The sequence below is a fragment of the Streptomyces sp. NPDC002680 genome (genome assembly GCF_042889145.1).
GTDB classification, from domain to species: Bacteria; Actinomycetota; Actinomycetes; order Streptomycetales; family Streptomycetaceae; genus Streptomyces; species Streptomyces adonidis.
The window spans coordinates 1-17,162 of record NZ_JBIAQP010000018.1; the positions used below are offsets into that span (position 1 = coordinate 1).

17 protein-coding genes are annotated in these 17,162 nt (G+C 70.1%); 8 read left to right on the forward strand and 9 right to left on the reverse strand.

Going from position 1 to position 17,162, the window contains the following annotated elements; genetic code table 11:
* Positions 1–181 precede the first annotated feature (181 nt).
* Both ACFYXF_RS37690 and ACFYXF_RS37695 read right to left on the reverse strand, forming a co-directional pair.
* The gene (locus ACFYXF_RS37690; RefSeq protein WP_389356481.1) at positions 182–1,408 is read right to left on the reverse strand and encodes a cytochrome P450; all 1,227 of its coding nucleotides are present in this window, start codon (positions 1,406–1,408) and stop codon (positions 182–184) included.
* An 84-nt stretch (positions 1,409–1,492) separates the two neighbouring features.
* A complete protein-coding gene (locus tag ACFYXF_RS37695; RefSeq protein WP_389356482.1) occupies positions 1,493–2,143 on the reverse strand; it encodes a TetR/AcrR family transcriptional regulator in 651 nt (216 codons plus the stop codon).
* 158 nt (positions 2,144–2,301) lie between these two features.
* On the opposite strand from ACFYXF_RS37695, the gene ACFYXF_RS37700 reads away from it, so the two are divergent.
* A complete protein-coding gene (locus tag ACFYXF_RS37700; protein ID WP_389356483.1) occupies positions 2,302–3,825 on the forward strand; it encodes an MFS transporter in 1,524 nt (507 codons plus the stop codon).
* Positions 3,826–3,856: 31 nt separating this feature from the next.
* Positions 3,857–4,792, forward strand: a complete 936-nt coding sequence (gene hemC / locus ACFYXF_RS37705) for a hydroxymethylbilane synthase (protein WP_389356484.1) — start codon at positions 3,857–3,859, stop codon at positions 4,790–4,792.
* Positions 4,793–4,825: 33 nt separating this feature from the next.
* Here the strand turns inward: hemC and ACFYXF_RS37710 are convergent, their stop codons facing one another.
* From ACFYXF_RS37710 to ACFYXF_RS37725, 4 genes are all read right to left on the reverse strand, one after another.
* Positions 4,826–5,383, reverse strand: a complete 558-nt coding sequence (locus ACFYXF_RS37710) for a hypothetical protein (protein WP_389356485.1) — start codon at positions 5,381–5,383, stop codon at positions 4,826–4,828.
* 202 nt (positions 5,384–5,585) lie between these two features.
* Complete coding sequence (locus ACFYXF_RS37715) at positions 5,586–6,437, reverse strand: ABC transporter permease (protein WP_389356486.1); 852 nt, start codon at positions 6,435–6,437, stop codon at positions 5,586–5,588.
* Positions 6,397–7,284, reverse strand: coding sequence for an ATP-binding cassette domain-containing protein (locus tag ACFYXF_RS37720; RefSeq protein WP_389356487.1), 888 nt, complete (start codon positions 7,282–7,284; stop codon positions 6,397–6,399). Before ACFYXF_RS37720 ends, ACFYXF_RS37715 begins: the two co-directional genes overlap by 41 nt.
* Positions 7,281–7,736, reverse strand: a complete 456-nt coding sequence (locus ACFYXF_RS37725; RefSeq protein ID WP_389356488.1) for a MarR family winged helix-turn-helix transcriptional regulator — start codon at positions 7,734–7,736, stop codon at positions 7,281–7,283. The genes ACFYXF_RS37720 and ACFYXF_RS37725 overlap by 4 nt, the downstream gene beginning before the upstream one ends.
* Before the next feature lie 266 nt (positions 7,737–8,002).
* On the opposite strand from ACFYXF_RS37725, the gene ACFYXF_RS37730 reads away from it, so the two are divergent.
* The gene (locus ACFYXF_RS37730) at positions 8,003–8,842 is read left to right on the forward strand and encodes a SigB/SigF/SigG family RNA polymerase sigma factor (protein ID WP_389356489.1); all 840 of its coding nucleotides are present in this window, start codon (positions 8,003–8,005) and stop codon (positions 8,840–8,842) included.
* Between the two features lie 151 nt (positions 8,843–8,993).
* On the opposite strand, the gene ACFYXF_RS37735 is transcribed toward ACFYXF_RS37730, so the two are convergent.
* A complete protein-coding gene (locus ACFYXF_RS37735) occupies positions 8,994–9,341 on the reverse strand; it encodes an ANTAR domain-containing protein (RefSeq protein WP_389356490.1) in 348 nt (115 codons plus the stop codon).
* Positions 9,342–9,507: 166 nt separating this feature from the next.
* On the opposite strand from ACFYXF_RS37735, the gene ACFYXF_RS37740 reads away from it, so the two are divergent.
* Positions 9,508–10,323 carry a VOC family protein gene (locus ACFYXF_RS37740; RefSeq protein WP_389356491.1) on the forward strand — a complete coding sequence of 272 codons (816 nt, stop codon included), beginning with the start codon at positions 9,508–9,510 and terminating at the stop codon, positions 10,321–10,323.
* Here the strand turns inward: ACFYXF_RS37740 and ACFYXF_RS37745 are convergent.
* Together ACFYXF_RS37745 and ACFYXF_RS37750 are read right to left on the reverse strand one after the other, a co-directional pair.
* Positions 10,306–10,845: a hypothetical protein gene (locus tag ACFYXF_RS37745; RefSeq protein ID WP_389356492.1), complete on the reverse strand. Its 540-nt coding sequence runs from the start codon at positions 10,843–10,845 to the stop codon at positions 10,306–10,308. The genes ACFYXF_RS37740 and ACFYXF_RS37745 overlap by 18 nt on opposite strands.
* 101 nt (positions 10,846–10,946) lie before the next feature.
* A complete protein-coding gene (locus tag ACFYXF_RS37750) occupies positions 10,947–11,450 on the reverse strand; it encodes a pep a2 (RefSeq protein ID WP_389356493.1) in 504 nt (167 codons plus the stop codon).
* Between the two features lie 232 nt (positions 11,451–11,682).
* On the opposite strand from ACFYXF_RS37750, the gene ACFYXF_RS37755 reads away from it, so the two are divergent.
* From ACFYXF_RS37755 to ACFYXF_RS37770, 4 genes are all read left to right on the forward strand, one after another.
* Positions 11,683–11,979 carry a DUF5133 domain-containing protein gene (locus tag ACFYXF_RS37755; RefSeq protein ID WP_389356696.1) on the forward strand — a complete coding sequence of 99 codons (297 nt, stop codon included), beginning with the start codon at positions 11,683–11,685 and terminating at the stop codon, positions 11,977–11,979.
* A gap of 63 nt (positions 11,980–12,042) precedes the next feature.
* Positions 12,043–14,031 carry an alpha-1,4-glucan--maltose-1-phosphate maltosyltransferase gene (locus ACFYXF_RS37760; RefSeq protein ID WP_389356494.1) on the forward strand — a complete coding sequence of 663 codons (1,989 nt, stop codon included), beginning with the start codon at positions 12,043–12,045 and terminating at the stop codon, positions 14,029–14,031.
* Between the two features lie 4 nt (positions 14,032–14,035).
* The gene (gene treS, locus ACFYXF_RS37765) at positions 14,036–15,754 is read left to right on the forward strand and encodes a maltose alpha-D-glucosyltransferase (RefSeq protein ID WP_389356495.1); all 1,719 of its coding nucleotides are present in this window, start codon (positions 14,036–14,038) and stop codon (positions 15,752–15,754) included.
* A gap of 28 nt (positions 15,755–15,782) precedes the next feature.
* Positions 15,783–17,159: a maltokinase gene (locus tag ACFYXF_RS37770; RefSeq protein WP_389356496.1), complete on the forward strand. Its 1,377-nt coding sequence runs from the start codon at positions 15,783–15,785 to the stop codon at positions 17,157–17,159.
* Positions 17,160–17,162: the final 3 nt, after the last annotated feature.

Here is a 17,162-nt window from a genome sequence, read left to right on the forward strand (position 1 = left end):
ATCAGCCACCGCATCCCCTTCAACGAGGTCGACACCGCCTTCACCCTCGCCCTCACCCCCGGAGCCGCCGAAAAGGTCGTCGTCACCTTCGACGACCAGACCGGCGAGTAGTCAGTAGGGCGAGCAGACGGGCGGGCCCGGGGAGACACGGCTCCCCGGGCCCGCCGTCACGCACGAAGTGTCACCACTCGACCGGGAGTTCGTAGACCCCGTACACCGAGCCGTCGTGCTTGAAGGTGATGTTCTCCAGGTCCGTGGCCAGGCGCAGGGTCGGGATGCGGCGGTACAACGTGCCGTAGACGACCTCCAGTTCCAGCCTCGCCAGGGGCTGGCCGAGACACTGGTGCACCCCGAACCCGAAGGCGATGTGCCGGCGGGCGTCGCGGGTGAGGTCCAGGCGGTCGGGGTCGGGGAAGGTGTCGGCGTCCCGGTTGGCGAGGTCGTTCGGCGCGATGACGCCCTCGCCGGCCCGGATGACCTCCCCCGCGAACTCGATGTCCTCCAGGGCCGCCCGGCGCCGTCCGCTGTGGGCGATGTTGAGGTACCGCAGCAGTTCCTCCACCGCCGAAGCGATCAGCTTCGGGTCGTCCGAGTCGCGCAGCAGGGCGAGTTGGCCGGGGTTCTGGAACAGGGCGAGGGTGCCGAGGGCGATCATGTTGGCGGTCGTCTCATGGCCCGCGACCAGCAGCAGGACACCCATCTGGGCAGCCTCGTTGCGGCTCAGCTCCCCCGTCTCGATACGGCCGACCAGTCCGGAGAGGAGGTCGTCGCCCGGGGCGGCGATCTTCGCGGCCATCAGGTCGTCGAGGTAGTTGAGCAGATTGGTGCTGGCGGTCAGCCGCTCCTCGGGATCGATGTCCCGCTTGATCAGGATCTTGCTGTTGTCCTGGAAGAAGTCGTGGTCCGTGTACGGCACTCCGAGCAGGTCGCAGATCACCAGGGAGGGCAGCGGCAGGGCGAACGCCTCGACCAGGTCGACCGGCCGGGGACCGGCCAGCAGGCCGTCGATCAGGTCGTCCGTGAGTTTCTGGATGGCCGGTCGCATCGCCCGGGTGCGTTTCACGGTGAACGCGGCCGTCACCATCCGGCGCAGCCGGGCGTGTTCGGGGTCGTCCTTGAGGATGAAGCTGATGTTCGTCTCGCCGGTCACGGCGCTGGACAGCGGGTAGCCGGGGGTCGCGGGGTCGGAGCTGAGCCGAGGGTCGCCCAAAAGGGTCCGCTGGTCCTCGAACCGGGTCACCAGCCAGGGCGTACTGCCGTTCCACAGCCTGACCCTGCGCAGTCGGGCGTCCTGCTGGAGGTCCTTGAGGACGGGTGGGGGGTCGAAGGGGCAGCGGGCCGCCCGGGACATGGGGAATTCCGGGACCTCGGCCGGGTGTGCGGTGGGGGGTTGGGCTGTGCTCGTCATGACGTACTCCGGTACTCCGTGAGTGGGGGGAACGGTGCCTCGTACGTGGTTTCGGCTGCCTCCCGTCGGTGCTTGTCCCGGTGCTCAGCCGGTGTGCGTGACCGGTGCCAGCCAGAGGCCGACGATCGCGTCCACCAGACCGGTGGCCGTGTCGTGCCAGTTGGTGCGGGGGGTGGTGCTGTGGTCGGCCAGGGCGCGTTCGCGCTCGGCGCACATGTTCAGGATCAAATGGCGGGCCATGTCGCCCCGTTCGGCCCGGACGTCGGCCGGGAGGTGGGGCAGACAGCGGTTCAGACCGTCGATGATCTCCCGCAGTGTCGAGGAGGCGAGGGCCTCCTCGGTCATGATCTCGTAGAGGGCGGGGTCGGCCATGACCTGGACGCAGAACCGCGCGTACCAGGTGGGGTTGCCCAGGGCCGCGAGGTGCTCGGGGATCGGCCGGACCAGACAGTCCACCCAGTCCCGCAGGTCGGCGTCGGCGCGCAGACCGGCCAGCAGCCGCCGACGCACCTCCTCGATCTCCTGGGCGTGCTTGCGGACGATCGCCCGTACGAGGTCCGCCTTGGTGCCGAAGTGGTAGCCGACCGCCGCGTTGTTGCCCTGCCCTGCCGCCTCGCTGACCCGGCGGTTGGACACGGCGTACACACCGCGCTCGGCGAAGAGCCGCTCCGCCGCGGTGAGGATCAGCTCGCGGGTCGCGTCGGCCCGCTCCTCCCGCACCGTTCTGGCCGGCATGGTCCACCGCCTCACTGGGACCTCGCGCGGCCTGCGACTGGCGGTCCCTCCGGTCGCGGGGCGTTTCCTCAACCCCGCACGATCAGGCAACTCCTGTGGCTAGCCTAAGTCAAGCAACTGACTTAACTTGACGGAAACCGTTCGCTCGGAGGCGCCGCATGTCCGAAGCACCTGCCCGACCTGCGGATTCGGCCGGACCGGCCGAATCGGGGGTGCCCGGCCCGCCGCACGCGAACGCCGTCGTGGCGGTCCTCGCCTTCGCGGGGATCGTCGTGGCGCTGATGCAGACGCTGGTGATCCCGCTGCTGCCCGAGCTGCCGAAGCTGCTCGCCGCCTCGCCCTCGGACGCCACCTGGGCGATCACCGCGACCCTCCTGGCGGGGTCCGTCGCGACGCCGGTCGTCGGACGGCTCGGCGACATGTACGGCAAGCGCCGGATGCTGCTGGCGAGCCTGGCCCTGCTGGTGGCGGGCTCGGTGGTCTGCGCCCTCAGCGACAGCCTGGCCCCGATGCTCGTCGGGCGGACCCTGCAGGGGATGTCGTCCGGGGTGATCGCGCTGGGGATCAGCATCATGCGCGACGAGCTGCCGAGCGAGCGGCTCGCGGGCGCGACCGCGCTGATGAGCGCCTCGCTCGGGGTCGGCGGCGCCCTCGGTCTGCCGGCCGCCGCGTTGCTGGCCGATCACGCGGACTGGCATGTCCTGTTCTGGGCCTCCGCGGGCACGGGCGTCGTGGCCACCGCGCTCGTCGTACAGATCGTGCCGGAGTCGCCGGTGCGCACGGGCGGGCGCTTCGACGTGGTGGGCGCGGCCGGGCTGTCGACGGCGCTGGTGTGTCTGCTGCTGGCGATCTCGAAGGGCGCCGGCTGGGGCTGGGGCAGCGCCCGGACCCTGGGTCTGCTCCTCGCGGCGGTCGTCGTGCTGCTGGCCTGGGGCCGCTGGGAGCTGCGCGCCGGGCAGCCGCTGGTGGACCTGCGCACCACCGTCCGCCGCCAGGTGCTGTTCACCAACCTCGCGTCGCTCGTGTTCGGCTTCTCGATGTTCGCGATGGTGCTGGTCTTTCCGCAGATCCTGCAGTTGCCCGAGGCGACCGGATACGGTCTGGGCCGGACGATGCTGACCGTCGGCCTGGTCCTGGCCCCGCAGGGCCTGGTGATGATGGCGACGGCCCCGCTCTCGGCCCGCCTGTCGAGGACCAAGGGCCCCAAGGTCACCCTGATGACCGGCGCCCTCGTGGTGGCCGCCGGTTACGGCCTGAGCCTGTTCCTCATGGCCACCGTGTGGCAGCTCGTCCTGGTCTCCTGTGTGATCGGGGCGGGCGTCGGACTCTCGTACGGGGCGATGCCCGCGCTCGTCATGGGGGCGGTCCCGGTCTCGGCGACGGCCGCCGCGAACAGCCTCAACACACTGATGCGGTCCATCGGTACGGCGGTGTCGAGCGCGGTGGCAGGCGTCGTACTCGCCCGGATGACCACCTCGTTCGGCGGAGTGCCACTGCCCTCCGAGAACGGGTTCCGGGTGGTGATGGGCATCGGGGCCGGGGCCGCCGTGCTGGCCTTCGGCTTCGCCTCCTTCCTGCCCCGCGGGCAGGCCGGCGCACCGGCCGTGGAGCCCGCCGAGGGGCGGTTGGTGGCGTCCGCGCCGGGTGCGAACTCCCGCGACGAAGCGACCGGTTCGGAGTAGGAGGGTGCTCCTGAGGGTCTATCGTGTCGGCATGTCCGTCCCTGAACTGATCCGTATCGTCTCCCGTGACTCGCCCATGGCCCTGGCCCAGGTGGAGCGGGTACGTGCAGAACTGGCCGTCGTCCACCCGCACACGCGCACCGAGGTCGTCCCCGTGAAGACGACCGGCGACAAGTGGATGGGCGATCTGTCCAAGGTCGAGGGCAAGGGGGCGTTCACCAAGGAGGTCGACGCCGCGCTGCTCGCCGGTGAGGCCGATCTCGCGGTGCACTGCGTCAAGGACGTGCCCGCCGACCGACCGCTCCCGGCGGGCACGATGTTCGCCGCGTTCCTCAAGCGGGACGACATCCGCGACGCGCTGATCCACCCGGGCGGTCTGACCCTGGACGAGCTGCCGGACGGCACCCGGATCGGTACGTCCTCGGTGCGCCGGATCGCCCAGCTGGCCGCCTCGCACCCGCATCTGGAGTGCGTGCCGTTCCGCGGCAACGCCAACCGGCGGCTGGAGAAGCTCGCGGCCGGCGAGGCGGACGCGCTGCTCCTCGCGGTGTCCGGGCTCGAGCGCATCGGCCGGATGGACGTGGTCAGCGAGGTCCTCTCCCCCGAGACGATGATGCCGCCGATCGGGGCGGGCATCCTCGCCCTCCAGTGCCGTGAGGGCGACCACGAGCTGATCGACGCGGTCAGCGGCCTCGGTGACCCGGACACGCATCGGGAGGCGACGGCCGAGCGGATGTTCCTGCACGTGCTCCAGGGGCACTGCAACAGCCCGATCGCCGGGTACGCGAAGGTGTCCCGCAACGGTGAACTCTCGCTGCGCGCCTGTGTGTTCACCCCGGACGGCAAGGTCCAGCTGAACGCCCACGAGTGGGCGGGCCGTCTGGATCCGGCCACGCTCGGCACGTCCGTTGCGGTGGCGCTGCTGCGGCAGGGCGCGCGCGAGCTGATCGACAACATCGCGCACTGAGAGACGAGGGCGGGCAGCAGACGGGCGGGCGGGTCAGGTGGGTTCCGTCTGGCCCTTCTGGTCCCGCTGTTCCCTCAGGTCCCGCTGTTCCTTCAGGAAGTTGCTCGCCTGGACGGCCACGCCGTCCCGGGCCGTGCCGTGGTGCGCGCCGGTGCCGGTGAAGTCCTCGGGGAGGCCGATCCCGCCCGCCCAGAGGTGCCGGGCGGTCCACTCCTCCTCGACCCGCAGCTGGATCTGTACGTCCACCTGCGCCAGGGACGCTTCCGGTCCTGCGGCGTACAGGACGGCCGTGGCGCGGCGCAGCGGGTGGACGTCGAAGCCCTCGATGAACTGCGAGTTCCGCCAGTCGATGAAGGCGCCCTCGCCGTCGGGGCCGAGCCGGACATCGACCTGACCGTCCTCCAGATGGACGCCGTAGTGCCGGTCGCCACGGTTCTCGACGGTCACCCGGAGGCTGAAATAGGTCAGCCCCTCGGCGGCGTCGTCCCGCCCGCGCGGCGGTTCGGCCGCCACCAGACGGTGTACGCGGACACGCAGGCCGGCATGCTCGTCGTACTCGTGCCAGTCCCCGACCACGTTCGGCTCGCGCACAGTCCACCTCTCGACCTCGGATGGCTGCTTCCTATCCTTGTGCCCGGCGCACAGTCAAATGAGCGGAATGCGCTGTGGCCAGCGAATTCGCCCCCTTGATCACTGATCAAGCGGTGTGCAGCGGAAATCCACCGAAGGGCCGCCCAACCACGGCCGGGCGCGTGCCGCACATCACGTTCAGGTGCATGGTCGTGACCGGCGTTCAGCGGGCCAGCCGGCCGAGGAGCGAGGAGGCCGCCACGATGCTCAGAACGGCCGCGAGCAGCAGGACCCCGAAGTCGACGGCGAGGTTGGACGGGGTGCCGAGGAGGAGTCCGCGCAGGGCGTTCACCTGGTAGCTCAGCGGGTTGATTTTGCTGACCGTCTGGAGCCAGCCCGGCATCACGCTCACCGGGTAGAGGGCGTTGGAGCCGAAGAAGAGCGGCATGGTGATGGCCTGGCCGATGCCCATCAGCCGGTCGCGGGTGAGGACGATCCCGGCGATCGTCATCGACAGACAGGAGAAGAAGCCGGAGCCGAGGACGACGGCCGCCGCGACGCCGAGCAGCTTGAGCGGGTTCCAGGTCAGGGCAACCCCGAGCAGGGCGGCGATGACGATCACGACGACGGCCTGGATCAGCGCCTTCACACCGGCCGCGAAGGCCTTGCCGGTGACGAGGGCCGCGCGCGGGGTGGGGGTGACGAGGAGCTTGGTGAGGATGCCGGCGTCCCGCTCCCAGATGATCATGATGCCGTAGAAGATGGCGATGAACATCGCGGACTGGGCGATGATGCCGGGCGCCAGATAGTCGAGGTAGGGGATGCCACCGGTCGGTATCGCCTTGATCCGGGTGAAGGTCTCGCCGAAGATCAGCAGCCAGAGCGCGGGCTGGACGGCCCGGGTGTACAGCTCGGTGCGGTCGTGGCGGAGTTTCTGCAGTTCGACGGCGCACATGGCGCCGACCCGGGCGGGCAGCAGCCGCCAGCCCGTTCTGGGCGTGGGCGGTACGAGCAGCAGGTTCAGGGCGGTGGGGTCAGCCGACGCGGGACGCGGTGCGGCGGGTGCTGCGGACATCGCGGAAGTCTCCTGACCGTTCGTCGAGGCCGCTGCCGGCGATGTCCCGGAAGACGTCCTCCAGCGTGGGCGGCGGGGCGGTGTCGGACGCGCCCTCGGCCCGGCGCCGTTCGCCGAGTCCCGCGCGGAGTTCGTCGGGGGTGCCGAGGGCACGGATGCGGCCGTGGTGCATCAGGGCGACGCGGTCGCAGTACTGGTCGGCCTCGTCCATGTAGTGCGTGGTGACCAGGACGGTCATACCGGTGGCCGCGCGCACGGCGTCGATGTGCTCCCACACGCCCGTTCTGGCGATGGGGTCCAGCCCGATGGTCGGTTCGTCGAGGATGAGCAGCCGGGGCGCGCTGACCAGCGCCTGGGCCAGCTCCAACCGGCGCACCATGCCTCCGGAGTACGTCCCGGCGAGCCGGTCGGCGGCGTCGGTGAGCCCGACCGCCGCGAGCGCCTGTCCGACCCGCTCGGCGCGCTCGCGGCGCGGGACGTCGAAGACCCGTGCGAACAGGACGACGTTCTCGCGTCCGGTGAGCCCGGAGTCGGCGGACAGCTGCTGCGGTACGTACCCGAGCAGCCGGCGCACCGCCATCCGGTCCCGGGCGGCGTCGTGCCCGAAGACGCGGACCATGCCGGCGGGCACCGGAAGCAGCGTGGTGACACAGCGGATCGCCGTGGTCTTGCCCGCGCCGTTGGGCCCGAGGAGGCCGAACACCTCCCCCTCCCGGACGCCGAGATCGAGCCCGTCGACGGCGTTGGTCTCACCGAAGGCGTACACGAGTCCGGTACAGCTGACGGCTTCCCGGCTCTCGGCGATCTTGGTGCTCTCGGCGATCTCGGTGGTCCTGTCGTACGTCATGACTCCTCCGCCTCCTCGCGCAGGTTCCGGGCCAGTTTCCGCAGGGCCGGGAGCGCGGCCCGCAGGGCCTCCCGGTCGGCGTCGTCGAGACGCGCCACCTGCCGTCGTACGAGAGCGGTGCGCCGTTCCCGCCAGTCCCTGAGGCGTGCCTCGGCCGCCGGGGTGGGCAGCAGCCGGGCGGCCCGCCGGTCGGCGGGGTCCGTACCGCGGATCAGATAGCCGTCCTTGACCAGCTGGTTCACCAGCGTCGACACGGAGTTGCCCGCGAGGTACAGCTCCCTGGCCGCGTCCGAGATACCGATGCCGGGGCGGTCCATGACCAGGCGCAGCAGCTCGACCTCGGCGCCCCGCAGCCGGGGCACCTTGGTCCCGCCGCGCAGTCGGCGCCGGATGAGCCGCTGCACTCCGAGAAGCGCGTCGGCCAGTTCGTCCGCGAAGGTCACTGGTTCCACACGCCGAGATTAGCTCTGTGTCAGAGGTATTGAGACCACGGGCAAGGAAAGGAGAAGTCAAGAACACACCGGAAGCGATACATCACCTTTTAGGAGTATTTGTTTCCATACCGCCGAGAGCGGGAATTTCCTCTTCAGTGCTTCGGACAGGAGGCACGTCCGTGGGAGCCGGTTCGCCGGGCCTTCGGCCGTCCTCCGTGCGGTCCGTGAGCGCGCCCCTCCCGCGGTGTCTGTCCAGCCGGCACCGACCGAGGAAGGTGCGCGCGATGCGTATCGCCACGAGAACGAATCGCCATCCGCACGACGACGCCCCCGACACCGCCGCCGACTTCGAACGCCTCGTCGGCCTGCCCGAAGGGCCGGAGCACCGCGCCCTCCGCGACGACCTCGTACGGGCCTGGCTGCCCATGTCGGAGCGGATCGCCGTCCGGTTCCGGGGCCGCGGCGAGACCCTGGAGGACCTCTACCAGGTCGCGGCCATCGGTCTCGTCAAGGCCGTCGACCACTACGACCCGACGCGCGGCGCCGCCTTCGAGGCCTACGCCGTGCCGACCGTCACCGGTGAGATCAAGCGCCACTTCCGCGACCATCTGTGGGCACTGCATGTGCCGCGCCGGGTCCAGGACCTGCGCAACCGGGTCCGCAGCGCCTCGAAGGAACTGTCCGCCACCGTCCCGGGCCGGCCCCCGACCGTCGCCGAGATCGCCGCGTACACCGAGCTGAGCGAGAGCGAGGTGCGTACGGGCATGGAGGCCCTGGAGTGCTTCTCCGTGCTGTCGCTGGAGGCCGAGCTGCCGCGCACCGAGGGGTACGCGCTCGCGGACACGGTCGGCGGAGCCGATCCGGGCTTCGACCTCATCGTCGACCGCGTGGCCGTCGCTCCCTGTCTGCGGGCTCTGCCCGAACGGGAGCGGACCATCCTCTACCTGCGGTTCTTCGGCGGGATGACGCAGAGCCGGATCGCCGGGCAGCTCGGCATCTCGCAGATGCACGTCTCGCGACTGCTCAGCGCCTGCTGCGCACACGTACGCGAGGAACTCGATCTCGACGCCGCACCGTCCGACGCGGAACCGTCCGACGGAGAACTGCTCGCCGACGCCTGCTGAGGACGGGCCCCGTACACCCCAGTCGCCCGGGCAGGTCATTCACGGCCGGGCGACTGAGGGGCGGGCTCACTGCCGAACCCTCCCGGGAGCGATTCCCCAGTGTGCCCTGCTCCCCGGTGTCACCGCAGGGGCGGGGTTGAAACACTTCCGCTCAGGAATAGCGCTCCGTGTCCGGTGCGCCACCCGGAATCCGGGTGGGTCCGACGCGGTCCAGCACGTCTTCCAGTTCGGCACGGACGTCGGACGGCATTTCTCCGTTCCGTCCCCAGATCAGAATCATCTCCGCGAGATTGCGGAGTTTGATGTTGGTGTGCTGGGAGACCTCTTTCAGTACTTCCCAGCCCTGGTCCGGGGTGACCCGCCCCAGCGCGACCATCATGCCGATCGCCTGGTCCACGACGGCATGGGAGGTGACGGCCTCCTTGAGCTGATCGACCTCGGCCCGCAGGGCGACGACCTGGTCGTCCTCGCTCGGGCCACCGTCCATGGGCATGGACATGGTCACCTCCGGGTCGTGTCCAACGTACTCCCCCATCGTCGCCACTGGGCCCGCCCGGTGCCAACAGGCCCGATCGGGGTACTCGACATGGCACCGGGACGGGGTTCGGCCGGAGACTGGTGACTGGCCGGCGGACGCCGGTGGACGGAACCAGGACGCGAGTGCCATGAACCACGACACGACACAGCCCAGCGGCGCGACGGACGTCGTCTCGACCCATTCCGTGTTCGGCGCCCCCTGCTGGGTGAGTCTGACCAGCCGCGATCTGCGGGCCACCGAGGCGTTCTACAGCGCCGTACTGGGCTGGCGGTGGCGTTCGGCCCGGCTCGGCGACCGCTTCCGGGTGGCGCTGGTGCAGGGCACACCGGTCGCGGGGATCGCCGCGGTGGCCTCCGTATGGCAGGTGGCGGTCGCCTGGATCCCGTACTTCGCCGTGCCGAGCGCGGACGAGGCGGCGGCCCGGGCCCGCGAGCGCGGCGGTACGACGGCGGTCGGACCGATCTCCTTCCCGCCCGGCCGGGCCGCGCTGCTGGCCGACCGCGACGGGGCCACCTTCGGGATCTGGGAGGGCGAGCTGCTCGGCGGCTGGGAGGCCTGGCGACGCGCGGCACCGGCGTTCGTACGGCTGCACACCCGCGACGCGTTCGACGCGGCCATCTTCTACGGGGAGATCCTGGACTGGGCCTCGGACCGCCCCGGTTGCTGCGAGGTCCACTACGAGGCCGACGAGGTCGTGCTGCGCAGCCGGGGCGACGTCGTGGCCCGAATCGTCTCGGGCGCCCTGGAAGCGGCGCCCGATCCCACGATCCGGCCGCACTGGCAGGTCCACTTCGCGGTCGAGGACGTGGCGGCCTGCGTGAAGGCCGCGGAGAACAACGGCGGCAGCGTGCTGCGGTACGACGCCGGTTCGATGCCGTTCGAGGCGGTGCTGCGCGATCCGGACGGGGCACAGTTCACGGTGACCTCACGCGTTCCGCGCTGAATGCTCCGGCTGCCGGACCGACGAGTAGAGGTACTGGTCGTCCTCCAGCGGCTGGGTACGGATCCTGCCTCTCCAGAGCAGCAGGCCGTGCCGCCGCTCCCAGCGGGCGACCCACCATGCGCGGGCCGACCACGCCGGCACGAAGACCAGCGGGAAAAGGGCCAGATCGCGCTCCAAGAACAGACCGCCGCCCACAGCGGACGCGGCCAGGAGGACGAAGAACAACACGTTGACGCAGTTGCGGTACCCCTCGCCCCGCGTCGGCAGGACCGAGGCCGGGTCCCGCAGCGGAACGGCCTTGTCGAAGTCCCGCCCTTCACCGAACCACTTGATCCGGGAGACGGTGAGCACCCCGAACCCGGCGACGAGCGCCAGATAGACCAGCCCGAGGACGATCGCCCGGTCGGCACCCCCCGGCGTCTCGGGGACGCCCTCCACCCCGAACACCACCACCGCGCTCACCAGCGCCGCGCAGACCGCGAGGAGCGCGCAGATCACCTCGTAGTGGACGTACCTGAACACGGTGTTCCCCCTGCGCACGATGCTCCCCCTGTGCCCCACCCCGGCCCCGAGGCAGAGTGCCAACTCCACTATGCCCCGGGGGAGTCCGGAATGTGCCGCTCCTACACGTTCACGAGGGCGTCGCGCGCCCTGTCCGTCGCGCCGACGAAGGACGGGACCACTCGGGGCACCGGGCGCACCTCCCGCAGGGTCGGCGCGGGTCCGGTCGAGATCAGCGGGACACCTTCGCAGGAGCGGGCCCGGCGCGAGAACCAGATGATCTTGGCGCCGGTGTCCGTGGCGCAGCAGCCCCAGCCGTCGCTCAGGGCGGCGATCCACGCGAGGCAGCCGCGCAGTTCCCGGTCGGGGCGCAGATCGCGGTCGTGCTCGGCGATAGCGGTGATGAGGTGCTGGCCGTTCCACCACATCTCGATCACCGCGCGCTTGTCGGTCGCGTGCTCGTCGATGGCGCGCAACAGCACTTCGGTGCCGTGACAGACGGGTCCGACGAGGTGCTCCAGGTCCCAGAGGCGCAGGTGAGCCGCGAGGATGCGCTTGACCTGGCCGACCCGTTCGGGGCAGACATCCACGTCGAGGTGGTAGTAGCAGGGCTCTGCGGTCTTCATCGTCGTTGGCTCCTCACGGCGGACCCACTCTTCCGAACGCGAAGCGTGAGCACTGTTCGCTTCTGAGTCAGCTCCAGAGTGGGAGCGCTAGTCCATTCGTGCAACACGAGCGTCATCCGTGATTGTTGAAGACCCAACAAGACGCTGGGTCGCCACACATGCACCATGAGTGAAGGTCTCGCTGTAGAAGCAGTCCGTCACGGAGTCAGTCATGAGGAAGGGGACCAGCGCCATGCTGCTGCCCGCCAAAGCCGAGGTCGCCCGACAGCTGAACAAGTACCGGGCGTGGGAGCGCGTCATGCTCGCGGCCCCGTCCGACCGTTCGGCGCGCGACAGTTTCGAGGACTCGGGCTACACCTTGTGCGTACTGATGGGGAAGCGGTGCGCGCGGGAGGCCGCACACGCCGCCGAACGCTATCTCCGCACGAGCCTGGTCACCTACCTGCGCGAGCAGGCCGGCTGGACCCACAGCGACCGTTTCACCGGGCACGCTCCGCCCGCCGTCCAGCGCTCCGCCGCAGGCGGATAGCCGACAGCACCGCCCGCGACGCCCGTCCCGACCCCCCACCCCAGCACGGCAGAGGTGAGACCCATGAGCCCGACTCCGGCCATCGGCCGCATCCCGGTCCGGGACGTGCGCCCGGCCGTCGAGGGCGGCAGACGCCCGGCGAAGGCCGTCGTGGGAGAAACCTTCCAGGTCACCGCGACGGTCTTCCGCGAGGGCCATGACGCGGTCGCCGCGAACGTCGTGCTGTGCGACCCGGAGGGCCGCCCTGGCCCCTGGACGCCGATGCGCGAACTCGACCCCGGCTCCGACCGCTGGGGCGCGGACGTCACTCCGGACGCGACGGGCAACTGGACCTACCGGGTCGAGGCGTGGGGCGACCCGATCGCCACCTGGCGGCACCACGCGGGGATCAAGATCCCGGCCGGGATCGACACCGGGCTGGTGCTGGAGGAAGGCGCGCAGTTGTACGAGCGTGCCGCCGCGGGTGTGCCGCAGAAGGCGGCCCGTGCTGTCGTGCTGGCCGCCGCACGGGCCCTGGGCGACGACTCGCTCCCTGTCGCGGATCGTCTCGCGCCGGCACTGACCCCGGCGGTGGACGAGGTGCTGGACCGGTTCCCGTTGCGTGAACTGGTCACCGTGAGTGAGCCGTTGAAGCTCGTCGTGGAGCGGGAGCGGGCCCTGTACGGGGCCTGGTACGAGTTCTTCCCCCGCTCCGAAGGCACGCCCACGCAACCGCACGGGACGTTCCGCACCGCCGCGCGGCGGCTGGCGTCGATCGCCGCGATGGGCTTCGACGTCCTCTACCTCCCCCCGATCCACCCCATCGGCCACACCTTCCGCAAAGGCCCCAACAACACCCTCTCCGCCACCCCCGACGACGTCGGCGTGCCCTGGGCGATCGGTTCCGAGGCCGGCGGGCACGACGCCGTCCACCCCGACCTCGGCACCCTGGACGACTTCGACTTCTTCGTCGCCGAGGCCGCCCGCCACGGCCTGGAGATCGCCCTCGACTTCGCCCTCCAGTGCTCCCCCGACCACCCCTGGGTGCAGAAACACCCCCAGTGGTTCCACCACCGCCCCGACGGGACCATCGCGTACGCGGAGAACCCGCCGAAGAAGTACCAGGACATCTACCCCATCGCCTTCGACGCCGACCTCCCCGGCCTCATCGCCGAGACGGTGCGCGTCCTGCGGCACTGGATGGACCACGGCGTGCGGATCTTCCGCGTCGACAACCCGCACACCAAACCCGTCGTCTTCTGGGAACAGGTCATCGCGGACATCAACCGCACCGACCCCGACGTCATCTTCCTCGCCGAGGCCTTCACCCGGCCCGCGATGATGCACACCCTCGCCCAGACCGGCTTCCAGCAGTCCTACACCTACTTCACCTGGCGCACCACCAAACCCGAACTCACCGAATACCTCACCGAACTGTCCGGTGACCCGGCCGCGTACATGCGCCCGAACTTTTTCGTCAACACCCCCGACATCCTCCACGCGTACCTTCAGCAGGGCGGGCGCCCGGCATTCGAGGCCCGCGCCGTCCTGGCCGCCACCCTCTCCCCCACCTGGGGCGTCTACAGCGGCTACGAACTCTGCGAGAACACCCCTCTGCGCGAGGGCAGCGAAGAATACCTGGACTCCGAGAAATACCAACTCCGGGCCAGGGACTGGGAATCGGCCGAACGGAACGGACAGTCGATCGCCCCGCTGATCACCACGCTCAACCGGGTCAGGCGCGACCATCCCGCCCTGCGCCGGCTCAGGAATCTGCACTTCCACCGGACCGACAACGACGCGGTGATCGCGTACAGCAAGCGCACCGGCGACGACACGGTCCTGGTGGTCGTGAACCTCGATCCTCACCACACCCAGGAGGCGACGGTCTCGTTGGACATGCCGCAACTCGGCCTGGACGAGCGGGAACCCGAACGGCATTCCCTCGCGGTACATGACGAGTTGAGCGGCGAGACCTACCACTGGGGCCGGACCAATTACGTACGTCTGGAGCCAGGCAGGGCACCCGCACACGTCTTTCACCTGCTGCGGTACTCGACTGGAGGCCAGTAACGCCGTGACCGTCAACGATCCCGTCCCGGACACCTTCGAGGACACTCCCGCCAAGGACCGGGACCCCGAGTGGTTCAAACGCGCCGTCTTCTACGAGGTCCTCGTCCGCTCCTTCCAGGACAGCAACGGCGACGGAGTCGGCGACCTCAAAGGCCTCACCGCCAAACTCGACTACCTCCAGTGGCTCGGCATCGACTGCCTCTGGCTCCCCCCCTTCTTCAAATCCCCGCTCCGTGACGGCGGTTACGACGTCTCCGACTACACCGCCGTCCTCCCCGAATTCGGCGACCTCGCCGACTTCGTCGAGTTCGTCGACGCCGCCCACCAACGCGGCATGCGCGTCATCATCGACTTCGTCATGAACCACACCAGCGACGAACACCCGTGGTTCCAGGAGTCCCGGAGCAACCCCGAAGGCCCGTACGGCGATTACTACGTCTGGGCCGACGACGACAAGCAGTTCCAGGACGCGCGGATCATCTTCGTCGACACCGAGGCCTCCAACTGGACCTTCGACCCGGTCCGCAAGCAGTACTACTGGCACCGCTTCTTCTCCCACCAACCGGACCTCAACTACGAGAACCCGGCGGTACAAGAAGAAATTCTCGCGGCTCTCCGCTTCTGGCTGGACCTCGGAATCGACGGCTTCCGTCTCGACGCGGTTCCGTACCTGTATCAGGCCGAGGGCACCAACTGCGAGAACCTGCCGCGTACTCATGAATTCCTGAAGCATGTGCGCAAGGAGATCGACGCCCACTACCCGGACACCGTACTGCTGGCGGAGGCCAACCAGTGGCCCGAGGACGTCGTCGACTACTTCGGCGACTACCGCAGCGGCGGCGACGAATGCCACATGGCGTTCCACTTCCCGGTCATGCCACGCATCTTCATGGCCGTGCGCCGTGAATCGCGCTACCCGGTCTCGGAAATCCTCGCCAAGACCCCCGCCATTCCCTCGAACTGCCAGTGGGGCATCTTCCTGCGCAACCACGACGAGCTCACCCTCGAAATGGTCACCGACGAGGAACGCGACTACATGTGGGCCGAATACGCCAAGGACCCGCGTATGCGCGCCAACATCGGCATCCGGCGGAGGCTCGCCCCGCTCCTGGACAACGACCGCAACCAGATCGAGCTGTTCACCGCCCTGCTGCTGTCCCTGCCCGGCTCGCCGATCCTCTACTACGGCGACGAGATCGGCATGGGCGACAACATCTGGCTGGGCGACCGCGACGCGGTGCGTACACCGATGCAGTGGACCCCGGACAGGAACGCAGGCTTCTCCTCCTGCGACCCGGGCCGTCTCTTCCTGCCCACGATCATGGACCCGGTCTACGGCTACCAGGTCACCAACGTCGAAGCATCGATGTCGTCCCCGTCCTCGCTCCTGCACTGGACCCGGCGCATGATCGAGATCCGGAAGCAGAACCCGGCCTTCGGGCTCGGCTCGTACACCGAACTGCCCTCCTCCAACCCGGCCGTCATCGCCTTCCTGCGCGAACACAAGGACGACCTCGTCCTGTGCGTCCACAACTTCTCCCGCTTCGCCCAGCCCACCGAACTCGACCTACGGGCGTTCAGCGGCAGCCACCCCGTCGAGCTCATCGGCGGAGTCCGCTTCCCCGCCATCGGCGAACTCCCCTACCTGCTCACCCTCGCAGGACACGGCTTCTACTGGTTCAGGCTCACCCGAGCCACCCCGCGCACTGGCCGACGACATTGAGTGTGTGCCCGCGAAAGGACGCGTCACCATGCCGAAGACCGCTTCTCTTCGCCCGAGCAGGACGGACCTCGCCCGGCCGCTGACCTCGCTCGGTGGGCCGCTGCGCGAATGGCTGCCCCAGCAGCGCTGGTTCGCGGGCAAGGACCGGCCCGTCACGGACCTGGGCCTGCTCTCGATGACCGAGCTGTTTCCGGGCTGTCTGCACCTGCTCGTCCGCACCGGCCACACGCCCGTCCCCGCCCCCGGCGGCACTCCCCCGCCCGGCGACTGCTACCAACTGCTCCTCGGCGTACGGGACCGCATGTCACCGCACCTCCGCCGGGCCCTCATCGGCCGTGCGGAGGAAGGGCCCTTGGCGGGGCTGCTGGTCTACGACGCCCTCCAGGACCCCCGGGCGGCGGAACTCCTGCTGGAGCGCCTCCGGCGACCCGGAACGGCCGGCCCCCTGCGTTTCGAGGCCGACCCCGGCGTCACCGTGCCCGCCGGACTCGCCCCGCGGCTCCTCGACGTCGAGCAGTCCAACTCCTCGCTCGTGTACGGCGACTCGTTCATCCTGAAGGTGCTCAGACGCGTCCAGCCGGGTGTCCACCCCGACCTGGAAGTGCCCGCAGCTCTCGCCCGCCAGGGCTGTGCCCGCGTACCCGCCCCGGCCGCCTGGTTCCGGACCGACCTGCCGCAGGACGCGACTCTCGGCGTGCTCCAGCCGTTCCTGCCCGGCGCCTCCGACGGCTGGACGCTGGCCCTGCGCGCCCTCGCCTCGGGGCACCCGTTCACCGACGAGGCCCACGAACTGGGCCGCGCCACCGCCGACGTACACCTGGCGCTCGCGACCGCCTTCCCCGATGACACCCGCAGCATGCGGCACGACACACGTACGGCGGCCGCGATGGCCGAGCGTCTCGACGCCGCCGTACGCCATGTACCGGCGCTGCGGCCGTACGCCCGGGGGCTGCGAGCCGCCTTCGACGCGCCTGCCGGGTTCGACCCGGGGCCGGCCGCGCAGCGCGTCCACGGTGATCTGCACCTCGGGCAGGTGCTGTGCACCGGGGGTACCGGCGGGGACTGGTTCGTGATCGACTTCGAGGGCGAACCGTCCCGTCCACTCTCCGAGCGCCGCAGCGCCCAGTCGCCGGTGCGGGACATCGCGGGCATGCTGCGCTCCTTCGACTACGCCGCCCGTACGCGCCGGCCGTGGCACCCCGAGTGGGCGCAACGCTGCCGGGACGCCTACTGTGCGGGCTACGCCGCCCGCGCCGGGTGGGACCCGCGCCGTATCCCCGGGCTGCTGCGCGCGTACGAGACCGACCGGGCCGTGTACGAGGTCGTCTACGAGGCCCGGCACCGCCCCGACTGGCTCCCCGTCCCCATGGCGGCGATCGAGCGACTCGCCGTCCGAGGAGGCTGACCG

Excerpts from the sequence above, each read along its gene's own strand:
- ACFYXF_RS37690 (WP_389356481.1), bottom strand. The coding sequence starts at position 1,408 with ATGACGAGCACAGCCCAACCCCCCACCGCACACCCGGCCGAGGTCCCG.
- ACFYXF_RS37695 (WP_389356482.1), bottom strand. The coding sequence starts at position 2,143 with ATGCCGGCCAGAACGGTGCGGGAGGAGCGGGCCGACGCGACCCGCGAG.
- ACFYXF_RS37700 (WP_389356483.1), top strand. The coding sequence starts at position 2,302 with ATGTCCGAAGCACCTGCCCGACCTGCGGATTCGGCCGGACCGGCCGAA.
- hemC (WP_389356484.1), top strand. The coding sequence starts at position 3,857 with ATGTCCGTCCCTGAACTGATCCGTATCGTCTCCCGTGACTCGCCCATG.
- ACFYXF_RS37715 (WP_389356486.1), bottom strand. The coding sequence starts at position 6,437 with ATGTCCGCAGCACCCGCCGCACCGCGTCCCGCGTCGGCTGACCCCACC.
- ACFYXF_RS37720 (WP_389356487.1), bottom strand. The coding sequence starts at position 7,284 with ATGACGTACGACAGGACCACCGAGATCGCCGAGAGCACCAAGATCGCC.
- ACFYXF_RS37730 (WP_389356489.1), top strand. The coding sequence starts at position 8,003 with ATGCGTATCGCCACGAGAACGAATCGCCATCCGCACGACGACGCCCCC.
- ACFYXF_RS37735 (WP_389356490.1), bottom strand. The coding sequence starts at position 9,341 with ATGTCCATGCCCATGGACGGTGGCCCGAGCGAGGACGACCAGGTCGTC.
- ACFYXF_RS37740 (WP_389356491.1), top strand. The coding sequence starts at position 9,508 with ATGAACCACGACACGACACAGCCCAGCGGCGCGACGGACGTCGTCTCG.
- ACFYXF_RS37750 (WP_389356493.1), bottom strand. The coding sequence starts at position 11,450 with ATGAAGACCGCAGAGCCCTGCTACTACCACCTCGACGTGGATGTCTGC.
- ACFYXF_RS37755 (WP_389356696.1), top strand. The coding sequence starts at position 11,683 with ATGCTGCTGCCCGCCAAAGCCGAGGTCGCCCGACAGCTGAACAAGTAC.
- ACFYXF_RS37760 (WP_389356494.1), top strand. The coding sequence starts at position 12,043 with ATGAGCCCGACTCCGGCCATCGGCCGCATCCCGGTCCGGGACGTGCGC.
- ACFYXF_RS37770 (WP_389356496.1), top strand. The coding sequence starts at position 15,783 with ATGCCGAAGACCGCTTCTCTTCGCCCGAGCAGGACGGACCTCGCCCGG.